This window comes from Vibrio sp. MACH09 (assembly GCF_033238805.1).
Taxonomy (GTDB): Bacteria; Pseudomonadota; Gammaproteobacteria; order Enterobacterales; family Vibrionaceae; genus Vibrio.
Window position 1 is genome coordinate 1617704 of record NZ_BSFZ01000002.1, and the last position, 20631, is coordinate 1638334.

The following is a 20631-nucleotide window of genomic DNA, read 5'->3' on the forward strand; positions in this document are numbered from 1 at the left end:
GCGGCTGTTCAAGGCACTGATTTGAAGGCATAGTCATTCTACGGCAAGAATCAGTAACACAGAGCAGAAGCCAATAAAAGTCGCCGTTTGGCAGCGCATCAACACGCCCAATTCTTCGGCAGATAATCTTGAAAGGGAGTGCCATTCCTTCAATTATCTTTCTTGAACTGAACTTGTTGATCTTGCTCTGAATCCTGCACCTTGAGTATATACAAACGTTACTGAAGTAACTTAACAAAGCTAGAGATTAAGCCTTCAGAAACGTTTATTAAGAGAGCCGCCAGATTATAGAGTGTTATTAGAAAAACTTCTTAATCGCTTTTTCCGCACAAGCAACATCTAAATGCCCACCAGGAGCACCACCTACACCTATTGCTCCTATCATGGCATTGTTAAGTTGCACAGGAATACCACCAGCTAAGAACAGTAAGTTGTCGTCCATGTTCTGCAATGGTTGCATGATAGGCTTATCAGCAATTAACTTCATTAAATTACCCGATGGCTGCTTCATACTAACAACAGTGAACGCCTTTTGACGGGAGCTATCTAGTGTGTGAACACCTGCGCCGTCAGAGCGAAGCTGAGCCATTACATTACCTGATAAGTCCACAACAGTCGCAGATACTTTATAGCCATCTGCCTTACATTGACTCACCGCTTCATGAGCCAGTTTAAAAGCTGCTTCTGACGAAATCTGAGTGATGGATACAGTTTGGTTTTCAGAGGCGCTAGCAGTATGAGATAAGCTCAAAAAACCAAGAGTTGCCGCTAATAAAGTCAGTTTTGTCGTTTTCATGTTTACTCCGTTTAAGTGTTGTTTTAATTGGCGGGTCCATACTAACGAACACATGATTACGAGATGCTTTCCGAAACATTACAAAATTGCAATGTTGGTTACACTGAAGAAAGGATATTGGTAGAGTATATTCAAACCAAGATTAAGACAGAAATGGACATTGATGAAAATACTATTGATCGAAGATGACATACATATCGCGCGATTTTTATTGAATGGTTTTCAGCAGGAAGGAATAAGTGTGACACACTCAACTGACGGTGTTGATGGTTTGCACGAAGCAATAACTCAAGATTTCGACGTCATTATTCTCGATATAATGTTACCAAAGAAAGATGGCTTTGAAGTATTAGCAGAGTTGCGGGGCCAAGGGTTCTCTACTCCTGTGATAATACTAAGCGCTAAGCATTCAGTGGAAGAGCGAGTAACTGGATTGCAATCTGGCGCTGATGATTACCTCGTAAAGCCTTTTGCATTCACTGAGTTACTTGCCCGATGCCAATCATTAATGCGTCGAGGGAAATTACCTACACCACAGGCACTTGAGCTTAATTATGGTCCGCTTAGTCTTGACCTTCTCAAGCACACGTTGCAAAGAAAACAACAAACTATCGCCATCAATCAACGTGAATTTATGTTGATGAAACTGTTACTCGAAAATCCAGAAATTGTGATTTCTAAAACAACCATTCTTGAGCATGTTTGGGGACACCAATTTGACCCGCAAACCAATGTTGTGGATGTACTTGTTTGTCGACTTCGCAGCAAAGTCGACAAAGGTTTCTCAACACCATTAATCCACACTCTACGGGGGGTTGGATATGTCCTCAAGTCATAATATCCAGCAAGCCTTAGCGAAAACGCAAAGAAATTTATTAGTACGCTTTATGACAACCTTACTCTTCTGCTTGTTGTTAGTAGAGCTGATTATAGGAGTGATATTCTTTTATGATCTCTACCAAACAGAAAAAAAAATCTTATCATCCATGTCGACGGAGTATCAGCGTATATTAACCTACGACTCTGCTGAACAATTGATTCATGTTTTAGAAACAAACCCTCGCAGGCTAGTCGAAAACAACATTGCTGCCTATATGATTCAGGGTGGCACTTCACCAGAGACTATTTTTGTCGCTGGAGATGAAAACGTGGTGACCGATCTTCCGTTTACTCACTTCAAAATCGATGAGAACTTGCCTTGGATACAAACGTTCATATTCAATCCATTTATGTCATTGAGCATGCAAGGAGAAGAGTACGAGTTTTGGCTTGTTTTGGACAATCGTTCCAGATATTTTATTGCTTATAACCAATGGTTAATGACACTGTATGCCCTTTTAGCATTGGTCATGATCACGGCAATATTTACACGTAATATCATCCAGAGTGCCTTGTCGCCACTAATTACCTTTGGTGATCTGCTAGATAAGATGAAAAAAGGGCAATTAGAATTAAACAATACTGAGTCTGAAATGCCACAAGGACTCAATATCATCAGCTCTAGTGTCTTTTCCGCGGTTGTAAAGCTTCAGCATATCACCACAATACTAAACACAACTGTTGATGCTATTGCTCATGATATTCGCACACCTTTGTCCCGTATTACGCTGGCTTCACAAGATGCGCTGCTCAATAACGCAGACCAACAAACCATGAAACACGCCTTGGCTGATTGTGCTGAGCATGCCATGCAGGCAAACAATATGCTTACGACATTAATGAAGCTTAATGATGAACTTACCGGAAAGCGCTCACCAAAGAAAACCGCAACACATGTATCAGAGGTTGTTGCCAATGTGGCGAGTTGGTATGAAGATGTAGCAGAAGACAAACAGATTCAGCTTGATGTAAATGTAACCGATGGCCTTATTCTTCAGTCTGACCCTGACAAACTAAGCCAAGTTTTAGTTAATCTCGTTGATAATGCGATTAAATACACGGAGCCAGGAGGGCGAGTCACAATTGAGGTGAAGCAAAGTGCTGAAGGTAAGGTAGATATAGCCATCCGAGATACAGGTATTGGCATTGAGCAAAAATATCAAGATCTGATTTTCGAGCGACTTTACCGAGTCGACAGTAGCCGTAGCAACATTGAAGGGTATGGCCTTGGCTTATCCTTAGCACTCGCAATAGTCGAAAACCTTGAAGGAACGTTAGCAGTAGAGTCTGAATTAGGGATAGGTAGCACATTTACTATTTCGTTGTAACAGCGAGAAGTGAAAATGTGGTTACGCAGAAATCAGAATGCCCACACCCTACTCATTTAAAATTCTGTCGATATAACGAAGGCGATGTACCTTTGTATTTTTTAAACAGACGATTAAAGTTAGAACGATTGGTATAACCTACCTTTTCTGCAATTAAACTTATGGGTTGCGACGTCGTTGTAAGTAATTGAGACGCATGGTTCAATCTTAACTTGGTCAAGTAAACGATATAACTTTCGTTAAAATGTTGAATAAACCAACGATGAACGGTGTTTTCACTCACATGCATGTAGTCCGCGAGCTTCTTTAACGTAATATCAGATGAGTAATGGCTGTCGATGTACTCACAGACTTGAGCAATTTTGCTGAAATCGCCTCTGGTTTTTTCCCTTTCGCCCGGTGAAGCATAGGAGAGTGTTGTTTGTGATTGATCTGCACACAGTTCCCCCAGAATTTGAATTAATACTGCCAGCTGCCCAATAGGAGAAAGGTCATTAAAATCATTTAGATGTTGGCAAACCTTCTCTGCTGTTTGCGTAGAGAATCTTAAACCTTTGTTGGCATTTTGTAATACAGGTGCTAACTGCCGAAGCTCGGCGCAGCTGTACATGAGTTGGGCAATCCACTCCTCTCGAAACCAGATTATGTGAGTTTCACATGGATTTTGTTCGTCGGAATTTAACGATTCAAAACTATGTGCAACACCGGGGCCAATCAAAAGCAGTTGGTTGTGTTCTATCTTCCCTTCAAAATATGCAACTCTTGATTTCCCCTGAAAATTTCTATGCAAAACCAGTTCAAACTCTTGATGAACATGCCAATTTTCTGGTTTGACAACTTCTTCTAACATCTTATAGCGCCATGACCAGCCAAGCCTTTGCGGTACTTTCTGTATCGTTGCTTTCATTCAATGCCATTGAGAATAATTCGTCACATCAGCGCATGATGCCACACAATGAGTATTAATCAATAAAAGTATCATTGGTCGATAGAATAGTACCACTAACGAAAAATAGAACTGATAAGGTTAACCAATCGGCACACAGAATAGGAGAAACAAACAATGTCCGAATATCTTAATTGCTTAATGCCAAAGCTCACCTCGCTTGCGGTAGCAAACCAAAAGGCATTATCTCAGGCAACAGAGTTGTTCGCTCAAGCCATCGTTAAAGACAACATGATACAAGTCTTAGGAACAGGTCATTCGCACATGATTGGTTTAGAAGGGTTTATTCGTGCCGGCGGCCTTGGCAATATCAATGCTATTTTAGACTCAGTATTGCTCACCAATGATGGCGCACTAAGAGGATCGGCAATGGAGAAATTGCCGGGGATGGCTGAAATAATTTGGAATGATCAGAACATTTCCCCCAATGACGTAGTTATGGTTATCTCCAATTCTGGACGAAATGCGCTTCCGATAGAATTTGCACAAATTGCAAAAACTAAAGGACATCCAGTTATCGCGATAACGTCCGTAGAACAGTCATCTAAATACCCAAGCCGTCATAGCTCTGGTCTGAAATTAATGGATATTGCAGATATTGTCATCGACAATCAGGTTCCCCCTGGTGATGGGTTATGTCAGGTTAACGGTAAAGTAACAGGGGCATTTTCTAGCATAGCAGGCATGATGATCATGAACATGTTGGTTGTAGAATCTCAAAAGGAAGCATTAAAACAAGGCGCTACTCCGCTTATTTTCTCTAGCCAAAATGTAGATGGCTTCGACAATGACTACGTGTACCAACACTTTGGTTCTCGATTGAAATCCATGTAAATGGTTAGTATGTGAGTTGAGCGCAAAATGTAAGATGCCTGTCTTGATTGTTTCCTTGAATAGCGAGAGAAATCTACTATTCACAATGAGCATAAGTATGGTGATTTCAGTGGCAGAATCTGCCACTGAATAATTAGGTTAACGCAAAATAGGGCATGAGCGAGATAGGCTGTTTGAGTCTGTGCTTGTATCAGTTCTAATCACATATCGTAACCCTTTAAATGGTCTTTCTTGAGTTGAATTCTGCCATTCTTTTTAACATTAAACTGTTCGCCTAGCTCAATATGAAGTTGCTTATCCTTATAGAGAATGGGCTTTTTCGTTGATAGCCTATAATTGAACCAAGTTTCATATAGCTCCAATACTGGCATATTAATCATGCTATAAACCAACTGATACTTCTGTACCCAATGGTTATTAACAAAGATGAAAAACTTATTGGCAAATAACTCATCTATCATGGATATATTAACAATGTTTTCTTTAACCAAGTAATTAACCATTTGGAAAAACATAATGTAGTCACCCATGGTTCTACCATCTTCTTCGGTGACTTCAATCGAGCTCTTGTCTCTGTTGGACTTAAATTTTTCGTAGATGTAGACTATTTTTTCATTGTCGTGAAAGGTATTGTTTAGGTTGATAACAAACTCAGCTTTAGATACATCATGGTCTTTCTTCAATTGATACCAGATTGCAATTACACCAACTATAGCGGTGACAATAGTTACACTATCAGTAATCGAGTCAATTAAATAATTCTTGGTTAAACCTACTACAGCAAATATTAAAACAATAAGTATGATGATTAAACTTGTATTTCTCTTCCCTTTCATAACCCCTCAATATTTATATTAATCAATGAATTCAATATATTTTTGCTATAGATTAAATGAAACGGTGATATTTTGCGAGGAGTGTGGTGACCTTCTTTAATAGAGGAGAGTGATATTCAATATGCACTCCCACGCGTAACATGGGAGTGAGAGAAAAAGTTTTAATGGTGTAACGCTACTACTATTGGTACTTGGCGGATGTAATAAACTCGCCAAATGTCTCACACCACACAATGACTGTATTATAGCGAGATAGGTCAATATCTTGAGGAACGTTAACCGCGAAATTTTCAAAGGTTTTTACATTGCCTACAAAAGCCATGTTCGCTTTCAACCGATTAAACTCCGCTTCAGTTTCAACAAACTCAGTAGATAGGTAAAGCTTGTAGTCAGGGCCCGGTGCTAGGTTGCCACTTAATGTGATGTAATCTGAACTTATGGAAACCTCACCTTCACCCCAATGAAAGGTATCGCTATCTTTGAGGTCTTTTTTGAAAGTAGCAGAATACTGCGCTTGAGAAGATAACTGAGTAACTTCTGACTCCGTGGGTGATGTTGGCGCAATAAGAATCGGCAGCAAATAAATACCCAAGCCTACCCCAAATGCCCCCACAGATAAATGAGTCAATATAAGCAATATAATGTGTTTCAACTTCATAGATCCACCATCCTAAAAAATGCCTAGCGTCACTCATCCCGCCTAAATCGCATAAGCTAAAGCTGGCTAACTTATCACGTAAACTCGCTTTGATGCAGAGATAATTATATACAGATAATCCCGAAAGGGGGATGCCATTCCTTCGATTATTCCGTTACCCCATACCAAACAGGCTCGGATTTTTACTGACCGCGAGGCCAAATATAACCACTAGCCAGCTTAGTGCAGCAATAAAAAAGAAAACTCTACTGGCTAAACTTGCCGATCGATTTGTTGACCAAAATCCGCACAAAATATAGAAGACAACAGCGAAAAGTTTATAAGTCAACCAAGGTGCGCTAGCCGTAAATGGAGTAAAACCCGTGATTGATATCAAGGCTATACCGCTACTGAGCAATAACGTGTCGTTAATATGTGGGATACGCTTAAGCAGCCGTGGTATCTCAGGTACCTGTTGCCGTCGATAATATTTCAGGAATCGATAGAGGTACAATAAGACGCTAGTAACTACGGTAAAAAGGTGAAACAGTTTAACTTCTAAGTACATTAGCGCTCCTCTACGGTACGAATAAATGGTTCGCTACCTTCACATGATAAATAGCCTTTCTATTAAACATAACAACTATCATGCCAGAACATAACCTACTGAAAATAAACAACATACAAGCATATAGTGTCATATTGATAACACATGCAGGGCAATCAATATGACATCATATTATCTTTTTGATAATGTCTATTTTCGCAGTTCAATACTACTTTAAATTTAAACGCTTCATTAATCGGTGCAAGTTCGGCGAGTTAACTTTCAACTGCTTTGCTGTGGCACTTAAGTTTTTATTGTTTTCTAAATAAGCACTCTGTACCAGTTGAGTCTGAAAATGATCCAACGCTTCTTTTAAACCAAAATCTCGATATTCAGCCATGTCCGTTGATACTGATTTCTCCGCCACAGTGTTAATAGACTGAGGAGAAAACACATCAGCAGATAAGTTGAAATGATTCGGTTGCAAAGTGATTCGATCTGAATGGCTAATGGATTTTGCAATCACGGACGCTCTGTTAATGGCATGCTCCAGTTCGCGCACATTGCCCGGCCAAGTATAGCTTTGAATGACATTTAGCGTCGTTGCCGCCAAATTAATATTCGCAATGCCGAGTTTATGCGCACAGCGTTCCGCAAAAAAGCCAGCGAGTAATATAAGGTCTTTTTCACGCTCTCTCAGTGGCGGCACAAATATCGGAAAGACACTCAAACGGTGATACAAATCGGCTCGGAAATTACCCTCTTTTACTTCCTCATGCATCACCCGATTGGTCGCCGCAATGATACGAACATTCACTTTAATATTTCGGTCTTCCCCCACTCGTTGTATGTCACCATACTGAAGGGCTCGAAGCAGTTTAGCCTGTAACTGAAGTGACAACTCGCCAACTTCATCTAAAAATAGTGTGCCGTTATCTGCCAGTTCAAATTTGCCTTTACGGTTACTAATGGCTCCGGTAAAAGCACCTTTTATATGCCCAAACAGTTCACTTTCGGCAACCGACTCTGGCAAAGCGGCACAGTTTAAATAAACAAGAGGATGTTTCGAGCGTCTGGATTGTGCATGCAACGCATTCGCTACGAGTTCCTTACCCACTCCCGTCTCTCCCATGATCAGTACAGACAGGTCAGTATCAGCAACGGCATCAATATGAGCTTTAAGCTCTAGCATCGAAGGAGACTGTCCAATGATTTCCCCTTGAGCGCTTAACTTTCTAGACCGTCTAGGGGCATGTACCTCAACTCCAGCAGATTTTTCTAGCTGATCCATCAGCAACGCAGTATTCAGGCTACTCGCAGCGAGTGCGCTTACAATACGAAGGTCATCATTTTTAAAACTATCAAATTGCTTCGGGTCAAAGGCATCAATGGTGACCGCCCCAATCAAACGCTCTTCCAGCATAAGCGGTAAACCGATACAAGAGTGGACTTTAAGATCTTCATCATGGTTCGCAATAAGGCCGTCGTAAGGGTCTGGTAAGTCGCTGTCAGGAGGAAAACGAACCACATCCCCCGCTCTCGCTATCGCTTCAAGTCTCGGGTGTTGTTCAATATCAAAACGCCGCCCTAACACATCTTCACTTAGCCCATTGATTGCGAGAGGAACAAATTGTTGGTCACGAAAAAGCAACAATGTGGAGGCATCACATTTGAGTGTATGCCGAATCGTTGAAAGCAACCGGTCAAATCTGTCCTGATCAGAAATACCAGAGGTTATATCAAGCGCGACCTGTACCCACTCTTTGCCTACTTGAACCATAAACGTAAACCCTCTCTAAAAAATTATCTCTATGACAATAGACATTAGCATATCGACAAGTATTTTTAATTATCTAAATGACAACAAAACCATTAAAACCTCAGTAACCCGTTGAATTTGAGCAAGATAATAATTGGCACTGTTTCTGCACCAAGATCAATACAACCACTTGCCACTGATTCAAGAGGAAAAAGTAATGAACAACCAATTAAGCGCTCTTATTTCTGCACGAGTCACCCGTAATAAGGCATGGACTGACTCGCTGTTTACACTGACGGTACACTCCCCCAACACCAAATATAAAGCGGGGCAATTTACCAAGTTAGCCATGTTCAATAACAAAGGAGAGCTGATTCGAAGAGCCTACTCATTTGTTAACCATCAGGATAGCCACCTAAAAACAGGAGAGCTCGAGTTCTTAATTGTTGCCGATTCAAACGGAAGCTTGTCTCCCCTTTTACATTCGCTCACACCGGGAGATGAAGTGTTCATTGGCCGTCAAGGATCAGGTTTTATGACGCTGGATGAAATCCCATTGGATGCTAGAGATTTATGGTTAATATCAACGGGAACCGCTATCGGGCCATTTCTTTCAATGTTGAACGATCGCAAAATAACCTACCGTTTTAACCACTTGGTATTAGTACACGCTGTGAGGCATTTTGAAGATTTGGTGTATCAAAATGAGATAAACCAGCTGTTAAGTAAACATCCCGGAAAATTTAAGTATGTTCCTATTGTTTCCAGAGAGCCAATAGATGGAACGTTATCCGGAAGAATTCCACAACTGCTCAATAACAGAGAGCTAGAGAAAGCCGCTTGTCTACAACTCAACAAAGACCAAAGCTTCATATATTTGTGTGGAAATCCAGACATGGTTAAATCTACCAGTACAACCTTGAACCAACTTGGGTTTCAAAAACACCGCCGCAGTAACACCGGTCATTTTAGTTCTGAAAACTACTGGGAAAGGAAAGCGTAAATGAGGTTTATCATCGTTATCATAAAGTACTCTATTGCCCTAGGCGGTCTTGCGCTCGGCTCTATATTTGTTTCTTATCTGCCTGCTTTAGTTTATCAATTAAGCATTGAGCTGGGACTATTCTAAACCGTTAGAATCCAGATTATTTGAAACTAAGCTATTCGAAACGAATCAACTCAAAACTAATCAACTCAAAGTCAATCAATTCAAAACCAACAAAATGCAGCCTTTGATTACTTTCGCTAGCCAAACAATATCTCTGTCGCTAGGGTTGATAATCAAAGACTGCATATTAAGTGTGTTTGTTTATCCAATCTGTTTGTTGATGGAATTCAATGTAATTAACTTGTCACGGCCTGATTTGAAGATTTGTTCCCCATAAATGCCAGTAATAACTTTGCAAAGAACCCCGCTAAGAATAGACCACCAAGACCAAACAGAATATCTCCCGGCATACGCAGCCATACGAACATTTCAACCAACTCACTATGAATCACAGCTGGAGAACGCGCATACCAATAACCATGTTCAATCACGGCAAAGAACTGAATGATGCCAACAGGAAGTAGAGACATAAAGATCATCGCAGCAAGACCAATATTAAGTGTCCAAAATGACCATTTAAGCAACTTATCATCCCAGTGAACGGTATCTGAAGACAAGCCACGCAGACAGGTAAGCATTAGACCGATACCGAGCATTCCATAAACACCCATAAAGGCACCATGAGCGTGGGTTGCAGTGGTGTTAAGCCCTTGAATATAGTAAAGCGCGATAGGTGGATTGATGAGGAAACCTAAAATCCCTGCACCAACTAAGTTCCAAAAAGCGGTTGCGACAAAGAACATGATTGCCCACTTATAGCGTGCCATCCATACTGCGGATTTACGCATTCGGTAAGTTTCTACCGCTTCAAATCCAATAAGCGCAAGTGGTACCACTTCAAGTGCCGAGAACATTGAGCCCCATGCAATGACAGAAGTCGGTGTACCGGTGAAATATAGGTGATGCAAGGTGCCTAAAAGGCCACCCGTCAGGAACACGACCGTAGCAAACAGCACGGCACTGTTGGCAGATTGTGCGCGTACTAAACCAAGGCGAACAAACATTAATGCGATTACTGAGGTGGCAAACGTTTCAAAGAAACCTTCTACCCATAAATGAACCACCCACCAGCGCCAGTATTCAGCAATTGCTAGGTTGGTATGTTTACCTTGGAATAAACCCGCACCGTAAAAGAGTCCGATAGCCACACAAGATGCGTATAAAACCCATATTACAGGCTTCATTTCACCATCTTTAGTCAATGCAGGACGAATAGCCGCGGTTACCAATGCAAGCCAAATCAGCAACCCAACCAGCAAAAGTATCTGCCAGACACGCCCTAGGTCAATATACTCTTGGCCCTGATGTCCTAACCAATAGCTGGTATCAATATCGAAGTACTGCTGAACGGCCATCCATTCTCCGGCCATTGAGCCTAGCACGACGATGACCAACGCAACCCAAAGCACATTGACACCAATACGTTGGAACTTTGGTTCATAATTAGAAAGTGCAGGCGCAATGTAGAGCCCTGTCCCCAACCAAGCGGTTGCAATCCAGAATACCGCAAGTTGAGTATGCCAAGTACGAGTGACAGAGTAAGGTAATATTTCAGCCAACGGTATTCCGTAGAAATCCTGCCCTTCAACAGCGTAGTGAGCAGTAATACCGCCGAGAACAACTTGAAGAAGAAATAACCCTACTGCGGTATAAAAGTATTTCGCCAGCGCTTTTTGAGAAGGGGTTGGTTTAATCCCAAATAACGGATCCGTTTTTGGGTATGCCGGAAGCTCGTGCTGCTTTAATGATGCGTGATACCACGCCAGCGCACCAACACCCGCGATAAGAAAAACAATACTCAAAATCGACCAGACAATATTGTTTGACGTTGGCGTGTTACCCACGACAGGATCAAACGGCCAATTGTTTGTATAGGTGTAGTTCTCTCCCGGACGTTCTGTTACCGCAGCCCAAGCCCCCCAGAAAAAGAAGGCAGAAAGCTTTTCTCGATTTTGTTCCGTCGAGATCGTGCCTTCTTTCATGGCGTAATCTTCCCGTGTCGGCTGGAATGTTGGATCATCTCCAAACAGGCCGACATAGTACTGTTGTAACTCAATAATTGATTTGGCACGTAGATCTGAAACGGTTAAAACACCCGTTTCTGGATTAAACTGATTTGGTCGAATATCATCTCTTAACTTACTTTCTAAAGAGGCTCTTTCGAATGTATCTAGCTGCGAGAGTGGTTTTAAAAACTGAGATTGTGCAGCAAGATCCAACCATATTTCAGACTCGCGATGAACCCAATCAGCGGTCCAATCTGGCGCGATATAAGAGCCATGTCCCCAGATAGAACCTAACTGATGACCTCCCATTGTTCGCCAAACCAGTTGTCCATCTTGAATGTCTTTTTCGGTAAAGATTACATCGCCGCTTGTCGATTTTACAACCGTTGGAATAGGTGGGGCTTCCCTATAAATTTCGCTTCCCAGACTGAGCAAGATGGCAAACGATGTAATACATACGATGACCAATGCTATCAGAGAAAATTTTTGTTTCGTCATTTTCGGGTCCTTTAGTTAAATTAGACCCTCCCCTATTACAATCCTTATGCCAACTTTATACTTGTATAATATCAATAAGTTAAGCCAGCCCTTTAAATATAATTATCCAAATGACAATATCAATTTATTATCATTTGGGTACAGTGTTATCTTAATGACAAACCAAGTAATACAATTTCCGACTGTCTATTTACCAGATTATTTGCCAATAAAGCCTCAGTGGCTCTCCAAATTGTCGTGCTTCACACGGTTACCTTTTTAGAAGCACTGCTGCCTTTTAGACGCACCACAATCTTGCAAAAATCACCTTCAACGAGTTTATTGCTTCTTCCACACCAGTAAGAAGTTGTTTGCTGGCATCGCTATTGTCGCATTCAGCTCCAGTCCCTTACCCCAGTTCGCGAGTTGCTCGATGTCTCGAATGCCGCCAAACCCTTTCTGCTTTAATGATTCATCAAATACTCGATTACTGTCACTGGTGAAGTCTCCATCGACCTTCATCGGGCCATACTGACAAAAAACACCCCCTTGAGGAAGGTGCTTAGCCACCATTTCCATCATCAGTTGAGCTTCTTCTATCTGCATTATATGGGTGGTATTTGCGGTAAAAACAGCATCAGCCGAAGCGCAAGGCCATTCGTCCTGACCTATTTTAAAAGCCACTGGCTCCGAGATATTTTCACAACCAGACTCTGAAATCCATGCTCGGATACTAGGGTGATTTTCCGGCATATCACTGGTATGCCAAACTACATGAGGCAGCTGCGCAGCAAAAAATACAGCATGTTGCCCAGTTCCAGAGCCAATTTCTAATAGCTGTTTACTTTTATTAAGGTAAATAGACAACTGCTCAAAAATGGGATGCTGGTTTCTTTCACACGATGAACTGACGCGTTTTGACATTATTTTCTCCTATACGATGTCGCGAACTGACAAGCTTTGCAAAGTGTTGATTGTTTTCTAAACAGCTCAGGCCTATTTCTTCACGATGAAGAGAGACTACTCGGTAAACAACTGTTGAAACTATAGCTAACACAGCTATTTTCTGTGACTTACATCTCACATCTATTCTTTGTTAAAGAAACCTGTATAATTCGCCGCCTATCAATCCGTACTTGAACTTCTGTTGATTTGGCATCACTGACTAAGTGATTAACCAGTCTTAATACTTAGGAATACTTTCTTGATTTCAACCGCTAACATCACCATGCAATTTGGCGCCGAGCCTTTATTTGAAAACATTTCTGCTAAATTTGGTAACGGCAACCGTTATGGTCTAATCGGCGCTAATGGCTGTGGCAAATCAACTTTCATGAAAATTCTTAGCGGCGCACTCACTCCAAGTTCGGGCAACGTTTCTATTACACCGGGACAAAAACTTGGTGTTTTGAGTCAAGACCAGTTCGCTTTTGAGCAATACAGTGTTATTGATGCCGTAATCATGGGTGACAGTAAGTTATGGGAAATCAAAAAAGAGCGTGACCGTATTTATTCTTTACCAGAGATGAGTGAAGAAGACGGCATGCTGGTTGCCGAGCTTGAAAGTCAATTCGCAGAGATGGACGGCTATACCGCAGAAAGTCGTGCGGGAGATATCCTCATTCAAGCCGGTATCGAAGAAGAGTTACATTTCGGTCTAATGCAGCAAGTGGCACCGGGCTGGAAACTGCGTGTGCTACTTGCACAAGCACTTTTTGCCAACCCTGATATTTTGTTGCTAGACGAACCAACCAACAACTTGGATATCAATACCATTAACTGGCTGGCAGAAGAGTTAAATCAGCGTAAGTGCACCATGATCATCATTTCCCACGATCGCCACTTCTTAAACTCTGTATGTACACATATGGCCGATATCGATTACGGTGAACTTCGAATCTACCCGGGTAACTACGAGTATTTCGTTGAAGCATCAGGTCTTATTCGCGAGCAATTACTGGCTGGCAATGCTAAAAAAGCAGCTGAAATCAGTGAGCTGCAAGATTTCGTTAATCGATTCGGAGCCAATGCATCTAAAGCTAAGCAAGCAAGTTCCCGCGCTAAGAAGATGGATAAGATCAAGTTAGATGAAGTGAAGTCCTCCAGCCGAGTGAGCCCATCAATCAATTTTGGTGAAGGTAAGAAACTGCATCGTCAAGCACTGGAGCTGCAAGATCTCGGTCATGCATTTGAAGACGAACTGCTATTCGAACAGGGTAACTTACTTCTGGAAGCAGGAACGCGTTTAGCGGTCATTGGTGAAAACGGTGTCGGCAAAACCACTTTGCTACGCTGTTTAGTTCAAGAGTTAGAGCAAAAGCATGGCGTTGTAAAATGGTCAGAAAACGCATCTATTGGTTATTGCCCTCAGGATAGCAGCGCAGATTTTGACAACGATTTAACTATCTTTGATTGGATATCACAGTGGCGCACACCTAAGCATGATGACTTGATGGTACGCGGTATTTTGGGTCGTTTACTTTTCACTGCGGACGATGCGAACAAGCTAGCGAAAAACTGTTCTGGTGGTGAGAAAAACCGTTTACTGTTTGGTAAGTTGATGATGCAGGACATTAATGTTCTGGTTATGGATGAGCCAACAAACCATATGGATATGGAAGCGATTGAAGCTCTTAACGAAGCGCTGAAAAACTACCAAGGAACCCTTATTTTCGTAAGCCATGACCGTGAATTTGTTTCGTCTCTGGCGACCTCGATTATTGATGTGAAAGACAAAAAACTGGTTAGCTTCCAAGGCACTTATAATGAATACCTGTCTCACCAGAGAAAAACATTAAGCGCAGCATAAGCGTTTCTAACAAGTAACAGTCCACATATACAAAGCCGGTTGTCGCAATGCACGCGACAACCGGCTTTGTTGTAACCTAATTCTAATCAGCTACGCTTTTGCCTGTTCATGATGTTCAGTAAGTTGTTTATACAACATATCCTTTAACTCAAGACGCTGAACTTTAAGTTCATGCATCGCCTCATCATCGATTGGACTACCTGAAATCTCCAGCTGACGAATATCGTAATCGAGTTCATGGTACTGCTGAAGATCCGCTTTGAATGTAGGATCGTCGTGATTGAGCTGAACAATATCTAATTTCAGGTCAGGAAAATCTAAAATAAAAGCATGGTTTTCATTTAACATCAGCATTCCTTCTTCAGTTCGATAACAACCATTATAGAGCGAGCGTGTAATAGTTTCGGGACAGACACCTCAAAATACCTCTCAAGATTAATGACGATAACGCTGCAATGTCCAGTCATTGAGTTAAGGGGACGTTGGCCAGCAGGACTAACCTTTTGAATTTCAAGATCATAAAAAAATAAGAGTATTATTTAACCAAAAAATGATTGACAAAATATCACTCAAAATACTAATATCGCCACCACTGACCGAACGGTCAGTCATAAATTGGATGAGTTATGGATAAGAAAGATAAGATCATTGAAGTTGCTACAAGACTGTTTGCTGAGAATGGCTTTGAAAAAACGCCAATATCCGCCATTTGTGAAGAGGCAGAAACCTCAAAAGGCTTAGTGTTTCATCACTTTAAAAACAAAAATGAATTATTGAGAGAAGTGTTTATTTCCATCACCAATCTCATTAATGAAGCAGATAAAGTTGATGAGAATTTTGCGGGCTCAGAAGGAAGAATGAAGGCATTTATTGATTCCGTATTTGATGCCATGACAGTGCCAAAGTATCGCAGCATCTATCGATTTAATTTCAGTGTTATCGTTCAGCCAACGACAAGAGCTGTCTTATTAGATTTAATAGAAGAACGATTTAACGGTTTGCAAACATCGACAGAAGAAGTTTTTCACTCTCTATCGTATGAGAATCCAACTATAGCGGCTAAGATGTTCATCGCCGAAATTGATGGTATTGCAATGAATTATCTACTTTATGATGACTTCCCCATTGAAGAAGTGAAGCGCGAGTTCATTAAAAAGTACAGCTAAGCGACACATCATCCCTATCACGCATATTAACTTGCGTGATTTTTTTAAAACAACAACTGACTGTACGGTCGGTCACCTCCTATTTAGGAGTAATACAAAAGACATAGTTACAAGCTAGAGGTACACCATTATGACCAGAACAAAAACATTACGAGCAAACCCCAATGAATCATTTCTCTGCGCAGCTTGCGGCATGGGAGTAACACCTATCCAATATGGTGGGCAACACAGAAATCATTGCCCTCACTGTTTAAGCAGTGTGCACATGGATATTAAAGCGGGAGATAGACGCTCAAGTTGCCGTGGCATTATGGAGCCAATCAGTATCTATGTTCAAAAAAGTAAAGAATGGTCTCTGATACATAAGTGCTCCAAATGCAGCACCATTAGAACCAACCGAATAGCAGCCGATGACAATGAACTATTACTCGTCAGCATTGCTGCAGAATTAATGATGACGTTACCATTCCCGTCAAAAAACGTTTTATCTGAGTTAAAACAGTTAAGCATCAGTAGAGGTAGTGAACATGTACTCGAATAAATTAAAAACTTACCGAGTAATCGAAAAAGGCAGCAATAGATACAAAGTACAAACGGACAACGGTATAAGAAATGCACAACTCAAAGGCGGCTTTTCGCATTCAATACAAAATCGCGAAGAGTTTCCATGCGTTGGTGACTGGGTCGAGTGTCAAGATGATGGAACTACCATTGTTATTCAAGCGGTTAAAAGCCGAAAAAGCCTAGTGAGTCGCAAAGCATCGGGTGAAGCTGTCATTCAACAACCTATCGCCGCGAATATTGATACTGTTTTTATCGTATTAGGTTTAGACGGTGGCAGAAATTACTCTGATCGACTGCTGGAAAGGCTATTAACCGTGGCATGGAGTAGTGGTGCAACACCTGTAGTGATTTTAAATAAAGCAGACGCAAATTCAGCCTCCGACTTGATCCAAATGCAAGCAGAAACCATTGCATTAGGTATCGACATAATTACCTGTAGTGCTATAGAAGGTACTGGGATTGAAGCGTTAATGTCCTATTTAGATGACAAAAAAGTCGGGGTATTTATTGGCCCATCTGGCGTGGGTAAATCAACATTAACCAATAGGTTATTGAAATACCAAGTGCAAAAAACCAACGGCTTGCGTGTTAAAGATATGCGCGGAAGACACACGACATCTAGTTCATACATGTTTGAATTAGAAAACGGTGGTTTCATTGTCGATACATCTGGCATTAAAGAGGTACAAGCTTGGGGAACTGATGAAGGTATCGACTCCGTATTTGATGAAATATCCTCTATATCTTACCAATGTAAGTATAGAAATTGTCTACACCAAGGTGAACCAGGATGCGCAGTACAACAGGAGTTAGAAACAGGCAATATTACGCCGGAACGGTATGACAGCTATCTACACCTAAAACAAGAACATGCGTTTTTGGAAAGAAAGAGAAGTGAAAACAACAATAATGCTGAACGTAAGTATGACAAAGCCTTCAGCAAAATGGTTAATCAGTCACTTAGCCGTAAAGGCTTACTCAAACAAGCGATGAGATAAACTTGTTTGAACTTTACGCATATGTTGGCTAAAGACATGTTCTGTAGGATAAGCAGTGGTAAAAGCCCAACAGAGCCTAATAACTTACAGCCTATTTCTTCTTTTAATATGGCTTTTCGGCGATTAAAAGAAGAAATAGGACCATCGAGACAAGAGCTATCGGTTATTTCTGTTTCGGACGAAAAGGTTTTATGACCTCTTCATTGCATTCCAGATAAGGGCCATGCATTAGGTCGATACAGTATGGTATTGCAGGGAACACGGCATCCAGACATTCGCGAATAGACTTTGGTTTTCCCGGTAAGTTTACAATCAAAGTATCATCACGAAGACCAGCGGTTTGGCGTGACAAAATAGCGGTAGGAACAAATTTCAAAGACTCAGCACGCATAAGCTCACCAAACCCCGGCATCATGCGATCGCAAACGGCTTCTGTTGCTTCAGGAGTTACATCGCGTTTAGCTGGCCCTGTCCCTCCGGTTGTCACTATCAGGCTACACTCTTGTTGATCTGCCATTTTAATCAATGTGGCTTCGATAATATCTTGCTCATCAGGGATCACTTCGTAGACAGGTTCCCATTCAGATATCAAATAGGCATTCAACGTGTCAATAATTGACTGACCAGATAGGTCTTCGTACACACCAGCGCTTGCTCGATCACTGACGGTAACTATACCGATTTTTGCTTTTGTCATTTGTTGTCCCTTTGGCTAATTTGTTATTGGAGAGCAAGTGTAAAGAATAAAGCGCAGCGGATAAACCTTACAAGAAAAAAAAACCGCTCATCATGAGAAGTCTGCGTCAACACATCATTCATTTGTTATTGAGTCTTGCCTTTCTTTCCATGCAAAAAACAGACTCTCAGTAACACCAAGAGACACAATCGCCCCACTATGCAGCTTATCAAGTTCAACCGTTGCAATAGAGATAAACTTATCTGCATCTTGAATAGTGTTTTCAGCACAAAACTGCTCTAAATGACGCTCTATTTCATCACCCACGATCATTGCTCTAATAATTTGACCAATTACCTGTTTTCTTTCACGACGATACTTAATTCGATAAGGGTCAATCGCACCAATAGATTTTTCAGTTACCGCAAGCTCTTCCGCATTCTCAATCAAAAACAGAATCGCTTCTTTGTGATTTAAGATCATAATGGTTTCTTCATCGGACTTACCATTAGCAAGCTCTCCCCCATCCAGCAGTTTTTCTGTATCAAGAATGGAGTAAGTATTCCCCTCCAATCGACTGGAGTTAAACGTTAAATCGATTAGAAGTCTTTGTACAATATCTTTAGCATACGTCCCGGCCGCAAGCTTTTTATTAAAGCGTCTTCCTAGCGAGTGAAGTTGACTCGCCATATCTTCCGATACATAGCGTGTTTCATTAGGGATATAGCGAACAATTAAGGACAACACTCACTATCTAAGGACAACATGAGTGGCTAACAGACAAAAGACGAACCAACTGGCTCGCCTTCTATTTGTTTATCAGTTAGATCAGTAAGGTAGCCAAACCATGTTATTCACCACTTAGAGCCTGACCTTGTGTTTTGATAACACTTTGATACCAATAAAAACTCTTCTTACGCTTACGCTCTAGTGTACCTAGGCCATCATCGTGACGATCAACATAGATATATCCGTAACGTTTTTTCATCTCTGCGGTTGAATTCGCGACAAGGTCAATGGGTCCCCAGCTTGTAAAGCCCATTAGTTCAACACCATCTAAAATTGCTTCTCTTGCCTGAACTAAATGATCATTTAAATATTGAATACGATAGTCATCGTGAATTTCGCCATTGCGGTCAAGCTCATCGACGGCACCTAAACCGTTCTCAACAATAAACAGTGGCTTTTGATAACGGTCATAAAGAAAATTCAATAAGATACGCAAGCCTTGGGGGTCAATAAGCCAGCCCCATTCACTCTTATTCAAATAGGGGTTTGGCACACTATCTACGATATTACCGACTTCTTTATGCTTGGGATCAGCACTTGCACAACCGCTGGCATAATAGCTAAACGAGATAAAATCCACAGACGCATCAGCTAAGGTTCTAACATCATCATCTTGCATCTTGATATGGATATTGTTTTCGCGAAAATAGCGCAGCATATAGCCAGGGTATTTGCCTCTGGTTTGCACATCACCAAAAAACAACCACTTGTTATTCTCATGCATTGCTGCGATTACATCACTTGGGTTGCAAGTAAGAGGGTAATTAATGGCTCCTAAAAGCATATTGCCAATTCTTCCATCAGGGATAATTGAATGGCATAAACTGACTGCTTTAGCACTTGCCACCAACTGGTGATGAATCGCCTGATAAATTTGCTGTTCCGCAGCCTCTTCTGGCAAACCGACACCAGTAAACGGAGCATGCAATGACATATTGATCTCGTTAAATGTCAGCCATAACTTTACTTTATCTTTGTAACGTTGAAATACAGTTGTAGCGTATCGCTCAAAAAACTCGATCAACCTACGGTCAGCCCAACCACCATAATTCTCAACTAAAGCATAAGGCATCTCATAGTGAGACAGAGTGACAAATGGAGTGATATCGTACTTAGCAAGCTCATCGAAAATGTCATCGTAATAAGCCAACCCTTCTTCATTCGGTTCCAGTTCATCGCCATTTGGAAAGATTCGAGTCCATGCAATGGATAAGCGCAGGCAGTTAAAACCCATTTCATTGAATAGAGAAATATCTTCTGGATAACGATGATAGAAATCTATCGCAATATCTTTAATGCCAGAGTTACGCTCTTCCCGAGATTCGTGCGGATTCAGAATGCCTTTCGGCAACATATCCGCAGTCGATAATCCCTTACCATCTTGTTGATACGCACCTTCTACTTGATTCGCTGCAATAGCGCCCCCCCATAAAAAGTCATTTGGAAATTGAATCATAACAACCTCTAAATTTTGTG

General features: G+C 41.3%; 21 protein-coding genes. 9 read left to right on the plus strand and 12 right to left on the minus strand.

Features of this window, described 5'->3' with window-relative positions; translation table 11 throughout:
* Nucleotides 1-298: 298 nt before the first annotated feature.
* Entirely contained in the window at nucleotides 299-796 is a 498-nt protein-coding gene (locus CHJ_RS22525) for a GlcG/HbpS family heme-binding protein (RefSeq protein WP_317919113.1), read from the minus strand.
* Nucleotides 797-959: 163 nt separating this feature from the next.
* On the opposite strand from CHJ_RS22525, the gene CHJ_RS22530 reads away from it, so the two are divergent.
* Entirely contained in the window at nucleotides 960-1634 is a 675-nt protein-coding gene (locus tag CHJ_RS22530; protein WP_171754540.1) for a response regulator transcription factor, read from the plus strand.
* A complete protein-coding gene (locus CHJ_RS22535) occupies nucleotides 1618-3003 on the plus strand; it encodes a sensor histidine kinase (protein ID WP_317919114.1) in 1386 nt (461 codons plus the stop codon). Before CHJ_RS22530 ends, CHJ_RS22535 begins: the two co-directional genes overlap by 17 nt.
* A 52-nt stretch (nucleotides 3004-3055) precedes the next feature.
* On the opposite strand, the gene CHJ_RS22540 is transcribed toward CHJ_RS22535, so the two are convergent.
* Entirely contained in the window at nucleotides 3056-3910 is an 855-nt protein-coding gene (locus tag CHJ_RS22540; RefSeq protein ID WP_317919115.1) for an AraC family transcriptional regulator, read from the minus strand.
* Between the two features lie 156 nt (nucleotides 3911-4066).
* Between CHJ_RS22540 and CHJ_RS22545 the strand changes: the two genes are divergently transcribed.
* A complete protein-coding gene (locus CHJ_RS22545; RefSeq protein ID WP_171754543.1) occupies nucleotides 4067-4783 on the plus strand; it encodes a sugar isomerase domain-containing protein in 717 nt (238 codons plus the stop codon).
* A 200-nt stretch (nucleotides 4784-4983) separates the two neighbouring features.
* Here the strand turns inward: CHJ_RS22545 and CHJ_RS22550 are convergent, their stop codons facing one another.
* The 4 genes from CHJ_RS22550 to norR form a co-directional block, all read right to left on the minus strand.
* Nucleotides 4984-5619: a hypothetical protein gene (locus CHJ_RS22550; protein ID WP_317919116.1), complete on the minus strand. Its 636-nt coding sequence runs from the start codon at nucleotides 5617-5619 to the stop codon at nucleotides 4984-4986.
* Between the two features lie 181 nt (nucleotides 5620-5800).
* Complete coding sequence (locus CHJ_RS22555) at nucleotides 5801-6277, minus strand: DM13 domain-containing protein (protein ID WP_317919117.1); 477 nt, start codon at nucleotides 6275-6277, stop codon at nucleotides 5801-5803.
* A gap of 154 nt (nucleotides 6278-6431) precedes the next feature.
* Nucleotides 6432-6824, minus strand: a complete 393-nt coding sequence (locus CHJ_RS22560; protein ID WP_317919118.1) for a SirB2 family protein — start codon at nucleotides 6822-6824, stop codon at nucleotides 6432-6434.
* A 208-nt stretch (nucleotides 6825-7032) separates the two neighbouring features.
* Nucleotides 7033-8583: a nitric oxide reductase transcriptional regulator NorR gene (gene norR, locus CHJ_RS22565; protein WP_317919119.1), complete on the minus strand. Its 1551-nt coding sequence runs from the start codon at nucleotides 8581-8583 to the stop codon at nucleotides 7033-7035.
* Nucleotides 8584-8779: 196 nt separating this feature from the next.
* Between norR and CHJ_RS22570 the strand changes: the two genes are divergently transcribed.
* Nucleotides 8780-9565, plus strand: a complete 786-nt coding sequence (locus CHJ_RS22570) for a ferredoxin--NADP reductase (protein WP_317919120.1) — start codon at nucleotides 8780-8782, stop codon at nucleotides 9563-9565.
* Nucleotides 9566-9691 carry a hypothetical protein gene (locus CHJ_RS22575; protein WP_317919121.1) on the plus strand — a complete coding sequence of 42 codons (126 nt, stop codon included), beginning with the start codon at nucleotides 9566-9568 and terminating at the stop codon, nucleotides 9689-9691.
* A 215-nt stretch (nucleotides 9692-9906) separates the two neighbouring features.
* Here CHJ_RS22575 and CHJ_RS22580 read toward each other — a convergent pair whose 3' ends face one another.
* Nucleotides 9907-12174 (minus strand): nitric-oxide reductase large subunit, encoded by a 2268-nt coding sequence (locus CHJ_RS22580; RefSeq protein ID WP_317919122.1) that lies wholly within the window; start codon nucleotides 12172-12174, stop codon nucleotides 9907-9909.
* 318 nt (nucleotides 12175-12492) lie between these two features.
* A complete protein-coding gene (locus CHJ_RS22585; RefSeq protein ID WP_317919123.1) occupies nucleotides 12493-13077 on the minus strand; it encodes a DUF938 domain-containing protein in 585 nt (194 codons plus the stop codon).
* Nucleotides 13078-13357: 280 nt separating this feature from the next.
* Here CHJ_RS22585 and CHJ_RS22590 point away from each other — a divergent pair, with 280 nt between their 5' ends.
* Nucleotides 13358-14962, plus strand: coding sequence for an ABC-F family ATPase (locus CHJ_RS22590; RefSeq protein WP_171754551.1), 1605 nt, complete (start codon nucleotides 13358-13360; stop codon nucleotides 14960-14962).
* A 90-nt stretch (nucleotides 14963-15052) separates the two neighbouring features.
* On the opposite strand, the gene CHJ_RS22595 is transcribed toward CHJ_RS22590, so the two are convergent.
* Nucleotides 15053-15310 carry a YdcH family protein gene (locus CHJ_RS22595; RefSeq protein ID WP_171754552.1) on the minus strand — a complete coding sequence of 86 codons (258 nt, stop codon included), beginning with the start codon at nucleotides 15308-15310 and terminating at the stop codon, nucleotides 15053-15055.
* 278 nt (nucleotides 15311-15588) lie between these two features.
* Between CHJ_RS22595 and CHJ_RS22600 the strand changes: the two genes are divergently transcribed.
* From CHJ_RS22600 to rsgA, 3 genes are all read left to right on the plus strand, one after another.
* The gene (locus CHJ_RS22600; RefSeq protein ID WP_317919124.1) at nucleotides 15589-16128 is read left to right on the plus strand and encodes a TetR/AcrR family transcriptional regulator; all 540 of its coding nucleotides are present in this window, start codon (nucleotides 15589-15591) and stop codon (nucleotides 16126-16128) included.
* 130 nt (nucleotides 16129-16258) lie between these two features.
* Nucleotides 16259-16669: an RNHCP domain-containing protein gene (locus CHJ_RS22605; protein WP_317919125.1), complete on the plus strand. Its 411-nt coding sequence runs from the start codon at nucleotides 16259-16261 to the stop codon at nucleotides 16667-16669.
* Nucleotides 16656-17690, plus strand: a complete 1035-nt coding sequence (gene rsgA, locus CHJ_RS22610) for a ribosome small subunit-dependent GTPase A (RefSeq protein ID WP_317919126.1) — start codon at nucleotides 16656-16658, stop codon at nucleotides 17688-17690. The genes CHJ_RS22605 and rsgA overlap by 14 nt, the downstream gene beginning before the upstream one ends.
* A gap of 163 nt (nucleotides 17691-17853) precedes the next feature.
* Here the strand turns inward: rsgA and mog are convergent, their stop codons facing one another.
* The 3 genes from mog to CHJ_RS22625 all read right to left on the minus strand — a co-directional run bounded on the left by mog (nucleotide 17854) and on the right by CHJ_RS22625 (nucleotide 20611).
* Complete coding sequence (gene mog, locus CHJ_RS22615) at nucleotides 17854-18387, minus strand: molybdopterin adenylyltransferase (RefSeq protein WP_317919127.1); 534 nt, start codon at nucleotides 18385-18387, stop codon at nucleotides 17854-17856.
* Between the two features lie 114 nt (nucleotides 18388-18501).
* Nucleotides 18502-19113: a hypothetical protein gene (locus CHJ_RS22620; protein ID WP_317919128.1), complete on the minus strand. Its 612-nt coding sequence runs from the start codon at nucleotides 19111-19113 to the stop codon at nucleotides 18502-18504.
* A gap of 103 nt (nucleotides 19114-19216) precedes the next feature.
* Complete coding sequence (locus CHJ_RS22625) at nucleotides 19217-20611, minus strand: glycoside hydrolase family 1 protein (protein ID WP_317919129.1); 1395 nt, start codon at nucleotides 20609-20611, stop codon at nucleotides 19217-19219.
* Between the last annotated feature and the right edge of the window lie 20 nt (nucleotides 20612-20631).

Excerpts from the sequence above, each read along its gene's own strand:
- CHJ_RS22525 (WP_317919113.1), bottom strand. The coding sequence starts at position 796 with ATGAAAACGACAAAACTGACTTTATTAGCGGCAACTCTTGGTTTTTTG.
- CHJ_RS22530 (WP_171754540.1), top strand. The coding sequence starts at position 960 with ATGAAAATACTATTGATCGAAGATGACATACATATCGCGCGATTTTTA.
- CHJ_RS22535 (WP_317919114.1), top strand. The coding sequence starts at position 1,618 with ATGTCCTCAAGTCATAATATCCAGCAAGCCTTAGCGAAAACGCAAAGA.
- CHJ_RS22540 (WP_317919115.1), bottom strand. The coding sequence starts at position 3,910 with ATGAAAGCAACGATACAGAAAGTACCGCAAAGGCTTGGCTGGTCATGG.
- CHJ_RS22545 (WP_171754543.1), top strand. The coding sequence starts at position 4,067 with ATGTCCGAATATCTTAATTGCTTAATGCCAAAGCTCACCTCGCTTGCG.
- CHJ_RS22550 (WP_317919116.1), bottom strand. The coding sequence starts at position 5,619 with ATGAAAGGGAAGAGAAATACAAGTTTAATCATCATACTTATTGTTTTA.
- CHJ_RS22555 (WP_317919117.1), bottom strand. The coding sequence starts at position 6,277 with ATGAAGTTGAAACACATTATATTGCTTATATTGACTCATTTATCTGTG.
- CHJ_RS22560 (WP_317919118.1), bottom strand. The coding sequence starts at position 6,824 with ATGTACTTAGAAGTTAAACTGTTTCACCTTTTTACCGTAGTTACTAGC.
- norR (WP_317919119.1), bottom strand. The coding sequence starts at position 8,583 with ATGGTTCAAGTAGGCAAAGAGTGGGTACAGGTCGCGCTTGATATAACC.
- CHJ_RS22570 (WP_317919120.1), top strand. The coding sequence starts at position 8,780 with ATGAACAACCAATTAAGCGCTCTTATTTCTGCACGAGTCACCCGTAAT.
- CHJ_RS22575 (WP_317919121.1), top strand. The coding sequence starts at position 9,566 with ATGAGGTTTATCATCGTTATCATAAAGTACTCTATTGCCCTAGGCGGT.
- CHJ_RS22580 (WP_317919122.1), bottom strand. The coding sequence starts at position 12,174 with ATGACGAAACAAAAATTTTCTCTGATAGCATTGGTCATCGTATGTATT.
- CHJ_RS22585 (WP_317919123.1), bottom strand. The coding sequence starts at position 13,077 with ATGTCAAAACGCGTCAGTTCATCGTGTGAAAGAAACCAGCATCCCATT.
- CHJ_RS22595 (WP_171754552.1), bottom strand. The coding sequence starts at position 15,310 with ATGTTAAATGAAAACCATGCTTTTATTTTAGATTTTCCTGACCTGAAA.
- CHJ_RS22600 (WP_317919124.1), top strand. The coding sequence starts at position 15,589 with ATGGATAAGAAAGATAAGATCATTGAAGTTGCTACAAGACTGTTTGCT.
- CHJ_RS22605 (WP_317919125.1), top strand. The coding sequence starts at position 16,259 with ATGACCAGAACAAAAACATTACGAGCAAACCCCAATGAATCATTTCTC.
- rsgA (WP_317919126.1), top strand. The coding sequence starts at position 16,656 with ATGTACTCGAATAAATTAAAAACTTACCGAGTAATCGAAAAAGGCAGC.
- mog (WP_317919127.1), bottom strand. The coding sequence starts at position 18,387 with ATGACAAAAGCAAAAATCGGTATAGTTACCGTCAGTGATCGAGCAAGC.
- CHJ_RS22625 (WP_317919129.1), bottom strand. The coding sequence starts at position 20,611 with ATGATTCAATTTCCAAATGACTTTTTATGGGGGGGCGCTATTGCAGCG.